Origin of the sequence: Streptomyces flavofungini (genome assembly GCF_041028215.1) — a bacterium.
Taxonomy (GTDB): Bacteria; Actinomycetota; Actinomycetes; order Streptomycetales; family Streptomycetaceae; genus Streptomyces; species Streptomyces flavofungini_B.
The window spans coordinates 1-7,741 of the sequence record NZ_JASKYR010000419.1; the positions used below are offsets into that span (position 1 = coordinate 1).

The window sequence follows — 7,741 nt, forward strand, 5'->3', positions numbered from 1 at the left end:
GCCCGGTGGCCCCGCGATGGACCCGGCGGCGCTGGCCGATCCGGCGGGGCGCCGGATCACCCTCGTCCTCAGCGACTGCTCGGGCCCGCACTGGTGGGGCGGCCGGGCGGCCCGCGCCCTGCGGCTGTGGGCGGGCCGGGGCCCGACCGCGATCCTCCAGCCGCTCCCCGAACGCCTCTGGCGCCGCACCGCCGCCCCCGCCGTCCCCGGCAGGGCCATCGCCTCCCGCGCGGGCGCGCCGAACACCGCGCTGCGCTTCACCCCGCTGCGCTTCCAGGAGGCGGCCTCGCCCGCGGCGGCGGACCTGGCGGCGCACATCGCGCTCTCGGTGCCCGCGCTGCCGGTGATGCGGCTGATCCAGCAGCGCGTCACCCCCGGCTCCCGCCCCAGCGACCTGGCCGAGGTCCTGCTGAGCGGCCTCCTGCACCCCCTCGACGCGGAGCACGGCCTGTACGACTTCGTGCCGGGCGCCCGCGGCGCCCTCCTGGAGACCCTGCCCCGCCCGGAGTCCCTCGCGGTCGCCGAACTGCTCTCCGGGCTCGGCGAGGAGATCGAGGGCCGGATGGGCGCGGTGACCCGGGCGTTCCGGGCCGTCGCGCGGGTGGCGGAGGGCRCGGGGGCGCTCGGCATCCTGGCCTCCGCGACCATGTCGGTCGAGCGGCTGCGGGCGGCGGTGCGCGAGGTCAAGTCGCGTACGGAGGCGCCGTTCGGGGTCAATCTGCGGGCCGACGCGGGGGACGCGCGGGACCGGGTCGCGGTGATCATCGAGGAGGGGGTGCGGGTCGCCTCCTTCGCGCTCGCGCCGTCCAGGGACCTCATCGCCGAACTGAAGGACGCGGGGGTGGTGGTGATCCCCTCGGTCGGGGCGCGCCGCCATGCCGAGAAGGTCGCGGCGTGGGGTGCGGACGCGGTGATCGTGCAGGGCGGCGAGGGCGGCGGCCACACCGGTGAGGTCGCCACGACGGTGCTGCTGCCGCAGGTCGTGGACGCGGTGGACCTGCCGGTGATCGCGGCGGGCGGGTTCCGCGACGGCCGCGGCCTGGTCGCCGCGCTCGCCTTCGGGGCGGCGGGCGTGGCCATGGGCACCCGCTTCCTGCTCACCTCGGACTCGACGGTGCCTGACGCGGTCAAGGAGCGCTATCTCGCGGCCTCCGTCAAGGACGTCACGGTCACCACACGCGTGGACGGCCTCCCCCACCGCATGCTGCGCACGGAGCTGGTGGCGGCCCTGGAGAGGTCGGGCCGGGCCGCGTCCCTGGCCCGCGCGGTCCGCCACGCGGCGGCGTTCCGCAGGATCTCGGGCATGAGCTGGTGCCGGATGGCCCGCGACGGCCTGGCGATGCGCCACGGCAAGGACCTGACATGGAGCCAGGTGCTGCTCGCGGCCAACACCCCGATGATGCTCAAGTCGGCGATGGTCGACGGCCGCCCCGACCTCGGCATCATGGCCGCGGGCCAGGTGACGGGGACCCTGGACGATGTCCCCTCGTGCGCGGAGCTGGTGGAGAGGGTGATGCGGGAGGCGGCGGAGGTACTGGAGCGGCTGCCCGGCCGCTGAGACCGGTGGGCGGCGACCTCAGCGCCGTACCAGCGCCAAGTGGTCGAGCGCCCGGTCGACCAGGCCGTCCGCGCCGCAGGTGCGTGCCAGGGTCAGGCCGCGTTCCAGCTCGGTGGCGGAGTCCGCGGCTATGCCGTACTCGACGCGGGCCACCGCGTGTTCGTACGCGCAGGGTGAGGCTTCCAGATAGGTGGCCGCCCTGCGGTACAGGGCGACCGCGCGCGGGCCGGTCTCCAGGGCCGCCGCGCACCGCAGGGCCTCGCCGATCGCGGTGTCGGTGCCGAACCGCTCGGCCTGCATCCGCGCGTCGGAGACGAGGTGTGCCGCACGGCCGGGGTTCTCGTGCGCCACGGCGCGGGCGAGGTCGTAGGCCCACGGCGCGAGCACCGTGTTGTACTGGCCGCGCGCGGTCAGCGCCTTTGCCGTGGCCTCCAGTTCGTGCAGCCCCTCGGCGGTGCGGCCGAGGGCGAGCAGCAACCTGCCGCGCACGGACATGGCGTCGGGCACATAGATCGTGGAGGCGGAGGGCGGCGCGAAGCCGTACCGGTCGGCGATCGCGCCCGCCTCCTCGACGTGCCCGCGCGCCAGCAGCGTGTCGATGAGCATGCTGGCCGCCTCCCAGTGCATGGGCAGGCCCTCCCCGACCCGGTCGGCGAGGCGCAGGCTCTCGCGCAGCGAGCGCTCGGCGTCGGTGAGCCGTCCGCGCCTGCGGTACACGTAGCCGAGGAAGGCGTGGGAGAGCGCGAGGTGGCCGCCGCTCCAGCCCGCGCCCTCGTAGGCCCGCACGGCCTCGGTGAACAGGCTCTCCGCCCGGTCGAGCCGGTCGGAGAAGGCGTACGAGCCGCCGAGCATCAGCCGGAGTTCGAAGCTCCACTCCGTGTCGGTCCAGCCGAGCCCGGGTGCGAGGCGGCCGTTGACGAGGGCGCGGTCGCAGAGCTCGACGACCATCTCCGCGTTCTCCCCGCGGGTCATCGCGTCGAAGGCGCGCAGGATCAGCAGGGCACGCTCGGAGTTGTCGCGGCCGGACAGCGGACCGGCCAGCGTGGCGAGCCGCCGCGAACGTCCCGGCGAGTCCTCCTCGCCCGCGTGGATGCCCTCCCACATGTAGTGCACGGCCTGGAGGCGCAGCCGCGCGGGGCCGGGCTCCAGCCTGCTCGCCTCGTCGGCGATGGCCCGCAGGCCCTCTTCGAGCTGGTCGTTGTGGACCAGCGCCTGGGAGAGGCGGCAGACCGCGTCGACGCGCAGCTCCTGTTCGAGGCCGGGCGTGGAGAGTGCCTCGCGCAGGTGGGCGATGGTCGTGGAGGGCGAGGTCAGCAGTGTGGCGCAGCCCAGTTCGTACAGCACGCGCGCGTGGATCTCGGGCAGGGGCGGCTCCCGCAGGGCCCGCTCCAGACAGCGCCGCGCCGCGTCGGGCGCACCCACCGCGAGGTGTTCGGCGGCGGCCTGGCGCATCTGCTCGACCAGTTCGGGGTCGTCGTCCGGGTGGACTTCGAGCAGATGCCGGGAGGCCGCCGCGGCGCCGAGCCCGGACTGGGTGACGACGGACGCGGCCCGGCCGTGCATGGCGGTGCGGATGGCCCCGGAGATCGAGCGGTAGATGGTGCTCGCGATCTGCGGGTGGACGAACTCCAGGAGGCCCGCGGTGTCCCGGACCAGGATGCGCGCGGCGCAGAGCCGCTCGGCGCACTCCTCGGCCTTGTCGGGGGTCATCCCGGCGAGCTGGGCCGCCAGGTCGAGGGAGATGTCCGTGCCGAGGATGGCCGCCGCCCAGGCGAACCGGGTGACGTCGGTGCCGAGGCTCTCCAGGCGGGAGACGAGGCCGTGGCCCTTGGCGGTGCGGTTCAGGGCGCGCAGGCCGTCCGCGGAGCTCTCGACCGGTTCCAGTTCGCTGTCGCGCACCTTGGCGAGGAGCTCCACCGACTCATACGGATTGCCGCCCGTGACCGCCCAGACCTCGCGGCAGAACGGGGCGTCGGCGTGCTCGCCGAGGGTGGCGCGGGTCAGGCCCGCGGCGGCGTCCGGGGTGAGCGCGCGCAGGGTGCTGAAGGTGCGGGCGACGGCGTCGACGGAGGCGAGGTGGCGGGCGCTCTCGCCCTCGGCCTCGCCCGGGCGGTGGGCGACCACGACGAGCACCGGCAGTTCGTCCAGGCGGCGGGTGAACGCGGCGAGCCACTGGAGGGTCTCCTGGTCGGCCCAGTGCGCGTCGTCGATGACGAGGACGAGCGGCCACTTGAGGTGGGCGAGCCGCGAGACCGCCGCCACGAGGCCGTCGCAGACGGCCTGGGGGTCGGCCTGGCGGCCGCCGGGCTCGGCTATGCCGAGGGCGGGGCCCGCGATCTCGTACCAGTCGCCGAGGTATTCGCGCGCTTCCTCGGGCGAGAGGGCGACGAGCGCGGGCTGGAGGAGCTGGCGCACCACGTTGAAGGGGACGGAGGTCACCGTCTCGCCGCCGCGTGCCGACCAGACGGTGGCGCGGCCCTCCGCGATGCGGCGCACCTCGGCGAGGAGCGCCGTCTTGCCGATGCCCGCCTCGCCGCTGAAGGCCAGGAGGCCGCCCGCGCTCGTGGAGTCCATGCAGAGCTCCTCGACGGCGCGGGAGGCTGCGGCGAGTTCGGCGTCGCGCTCCCACAGCGGGGCCCAGGCGGCTCCTCCGGGCCGTCCCTGCGTCATCGCTTCCTCCCGGGCTGGCTCAATCGACGTACTGAGTCGAGCCTAGCCGGGTCGGGGCCGCCGTGGAGCGAGGTCCGGGCAGGTGCTCGGCGCTCCCGGGGGGAGCGGCGGGGTGCGGGAGGGCTCAGAGGCGTTCGATGATCGTGACGTTGGCCTGGCCGCCGCCCTCGCACATCGTCTGGAGTCCGAACCGGCCTCCGGTGCGCTCCAGTTCGTGCAGCAGGGTCGTCATCAGCTTGACGCCGGTCGCTCCGAGGGGGTGTCCCAGGGCGATCGCGCCGCCGTTGGCGTTGACCTTCTCCGGGTCGGCGCCGGTCTCCTTCAGCCAGGCGAGGACGACGGGCGCGAACGCTTCGTTGATCTCCACCAGGTCGATGTCGCCGATGCTCATGCCGGTCTTCTTCAGGGCGTACGCGGTGGCGGGGATCGGCGCGGAGAGCATCCTGATGGGGTCCTCGCCGCGCACGGAGAGGTGGTGCACGCGGGCCCTCGGCGTCAGACCGTGCTCCCTGACCGCCCGTTCGCTCGCCAGGAGCATGGCCGCCGCTCCGTCGGAGACCTGGGAGGAGCAGGCGGCGGTGATCGTGCCGTCGGGGAGCACGGGCGCGAGGCCCGCCATCTTCTCCAGGGTGGTGTCGCGGCGCGGGCCCTCGTCGGCGGTGACGCCGCCGTACGCGACGAGCTCGCGGTCGAAGCGGCCCTCGTCGATGGCGCGGACCGCCCGCTGGTGGGAGCGGAGCGCGAACTCCTCCATGGCACGGCGGGATATGCCCCACTTGGCGGCGATGAGCTGGGCACCGTGGAACTGGTTCACGGGGCTCTCGCCATACCGGGCCCGCCAGCCCTCGCTGCCCGCGTAGGGGCCTTCGGTGAGGCCGAGGGGCTCGGCGGCCCGCCGGGACGCGAAGGCGATGGGGATCATCGACATGTTCTGCGTGCCGCCGGCGACGACGAGGTCCTGGGTGCCGGACAGGACGCCCTGCGCGGCGAAGTGCACGGCCTGCTGGGACGACCCGCACTGCCGGTCGATGGTCACGCCCGGGACCTCCTCGGGAAGTCCGGCGGCCAGCCAGCTCGTCCGGGCGATGTCACCGGCCTGCGGTCCCACGGTGTCCAGGCAGCCGAAGACGACGTCCTCCACGGCGGCGGGGTCGACGCCGGAGCGCTCGACGAGCGCCTTGAGGACATGGGCTCCCAGGTCGGCGGGGTGGACCCCGGAGAGCCCCTTCCCCCGCCTGCCGACGGGGGTGCGGACCGCTTCGACGATGTAGGCCTCGGCCATGGCGTGCTCTCCTCGGTCGTAGGGCGCGCGCCGCACATCGGCGCGCCTCTTACGTACGTACGGAGATGCCGTCCAGGACCATCGAGAGGTACTGGCGGGCGATCTCCTCGGGGCTGTGGCCGCCGCCGGGGCGGTACCAGGACGCGGCGACCCAGACCGTGTCGCGCACGAAGCGGTAGGCGAGCCGGGTGTCCAGGTCGTCACGGAAGACGCCTTCGGCGACGCCGCGCTCCAGCGTCGTCAGCCAGGCCTTCTCGAAGCGCTGCTGGGAGTCCGACAGGTACTTGAAGCGCTCCTGGGCGACCAGGTGCCTGGCCTCCTTCTGGTAGATCGCGACGGCGGCGCGGTGCCGGTCGATCTCCCGGAAGGACTCGGTGACCAGGGCCTCCAGCGTCGCCCGCGGGCCGAGCGGGGCCCGCAGCACGGCGTCGTACCCGTCCCACAGCTCGGTGAGGAAGGTGCGCAGGATCTCCTCCAGCATCGATTCCTTGGAGTCGAAGTGGTAGTAGAGGCTGCCCGCGAGCATGCCCGCGGCGTCGGCGATCTTACGGACCGTGGTGGCGTTGTACCCCTGCTCGGCGAAGACGTCGGCGGCGATGCCGAGCAGCTCGTGCCGCCGCTCGGGCGAGGGGGTCACCGCGGCCTTCTTCCTGCCGGGGCTCTGCCTCGCTCCGGAGGTCCGCTGGGGAGTGCTGGTGCTCTGCTTCGGTTTCGACACACGGTCATTCTCCGCCTAGGCGTGCTGACTGCTGACCGAGACGGTCTCACCCGTCATGTACGAGGAGTAGCCGCTGGCCAGGAAGACGATGACGTTGGCTATCTCCCACGGCTCCGCGTGCCGTCCGAACGCCTCGCGGGCGGTGAGCTCTTCGAGGAGCCCGGGCGAGGTGACCTTCGCGAGGTGGGGGTGGAGGGCGAGGCTGGGCGCGACCGCGTTGACCCGGATGCCGTGCGGGGCGGCCTCGATCGCCGCGCAGCGGGTGAGCGCCATGACGCCCGCCTTGGCCGCGGCGTAGTGCGCCTGGCCCGCCTGGGCGCGCCAGCCGAGCACCGAGGCGTTGTTCACGACGACGCCGCCGCTCGCGGTGGCACGCAGGCGGCGCAGGGCGGCGCGGGTGCACCGGAACGTGCCGTTCAGCGTCACGTCGACGACCTTGTCCCACTGCTCGTCCGTCATCTCCGTGAGCTCCGCGGTGCCGCCGAGGCCCGCGTTGTTCACCACGATGTCGAGCCGGTCGTGGCGGGTCTCCGCCAGCTCGAACAGGGCCCGCACCTGCGCCTCCTGGGTGACGTCGCACGGGATGCCGTCGACGCGGTCCGCGCCGAACTCCCCGGCGAGCGCCGCCACCGACTCCTTGGTGCGGTGCGGGTGCGCGTCGCCGATGACGACGCGGGCGCCCTCTTCGAGGAAGCGGCGGGCGGTGGCGCCCCCGATGCCCGCGCCCGCCGCGGCCGTGATCACGGCGGTGCGGCCCGCGAGCAGGTCGTGGCCCGGCGGGCAGACGGGCGCGTCCGGCGGGCGGGCGGATGCGTCCATGGGCGGCCCCCTTCGGTCCCGGGCCCCGGCCGCGCCGGGCGCCCTCGGTTCTCGTCTTCTTCACTCTCGACTCCCCGACACCACTCAGGGTAATCTACCAAACACTTGTTAGGGAAGAGGTACGGAGAAGGGGCGGCCCACCGATGGACCTCGATTTCACCGCTGCGGAGCGCGAGTTCAGGCGGCGGGCCCGCGACTGGCTGGCCGCGCACGTACCGGCCGCTCCGCTGCCGTCCCTGGAGACCGAGGCCGGTTTCGCGGCCCACCGCGTGTGGGAGCGCGAGCTGGCGGCGGACCGCTGGTCGGTGGTCTCCTGGCCCGAGGAGTACGGCGGACAGGGCGCCGGCCTCGTCGAATGGCTGCTGTTCGAGGAGGAGTACTACGCGGCGGGAGCCCCGGGCCGGGTCTCGCAGAACGGCATCAGCCTGCTGGCGCCCACCCTCTTCGACCACGGCACCGCCGAGCAGCGCGCCCGGGTGCTGCCCGCCATGGCGACCGGCGAAGTGATCTGGGCGCAGGCCTGGTCGGAGCCGGAGGCGGGGTCGGACCTGGCGTCGCTGCGCTCCACCGCGCGGCGGACGGACGGCGGCTGGCTGCTCAGCGGCCAGAAGGCGTGGTCGTCCCGGGCCGCCTTCGCCGACCGCGCGTTCGGCCTGTTCCGCTGCGACCCCTGTGAACCCGGGCCGGGCGCGGC

At 74.3% G+C, this 7,741-nt stretch carries 6 protein-coding genes; 2 read left to right on the plus strand and 4 right to left on the minus strand.

Translation table 11 applies throughout. The annotated features are described in order from the left end of the window. Positions 1–562 precede the first annotated feature (562 nt). Positions 563–1,558: an NAD(P)H-dependent flavin oxidoreductase gene (locus AB8Z36_RS25570; RefSeq protein ID WP_440581993.1), complete on the plus strand. Its 996-nt coding sequence runs from the start codon at positions 563–565 to the stop codon at positions 1,556–1,558. An 18-nt stretch (positions 1,559–1,576) separates the two neighbouring features. On the opposite strand, the gene AB8Z36_RS25575 is transcribed toward AB8Z36_RS25570, so the two are convergent. From AB8Z36_RS25575 to AB8Z36_RS25590, 4 genes are all read right to left on the minus strand, one after another. Beyond that, positions 1,577–4,228, minus strand: coding sequence for an ATP-binding protein (locus AB8Z36_RS25575; RefSeq protein WP_369215730.1), 2,652 nt, complete (start codon positions 4,226–4,228; stop codon positions 1,577–1,579). A gap of 124 nt (positions 4,229–4,352) precedes the next feature. Continuing rightward, positions 4,353–5,510 (minus strand): acetyl-CoA C-acetyltransferase, encoded by a 1,158-nt coding sequence (locus tag AB8Z36_RS25580; protein ID WP_369215731.1) that lies wholly within the window; start codon positions 5,508–5,510, stop codon positions 4,353–4,355. A 49-nt stretch (positions 5,511–5,559) separates the two neighbouring features. After that, entirely contained in the window at positions 5,560–6,147 is a 588-nt protein-coding gene (locus AB8Z36_RS25585) for a TetR/AcrR family transcriptional regulator (RefSeq protein ID WP_369215734.1), read from the minus strand. A gap of 96 nt (positions 6,148–6,243) precedes the next feature. Further along, complete coding sequence (locus AB8Z36_RS25590; protein WP_369215732.1) at positions 6,244–7,047, minus strand: SDR family oxidoreductase; 804 nt, start codon at positions 7,045–7,047, stop codon at positions 6,244–6,246. 143 nt (positions 7,048–7,190) lie between these two features. On the opposite strand from AB8Z36_RS25590, the gene AB8Z36_RS25595 reads away from it, so the two are divergent. Next, positions 7,191–7,741 (plus strand): acyl-CoA dehydrogenase family protein (locus AB8Z36_RS25595; protein ID WP_369215733.1); only part of this gene is annotated, 551 nt, incomplete at its 3' end.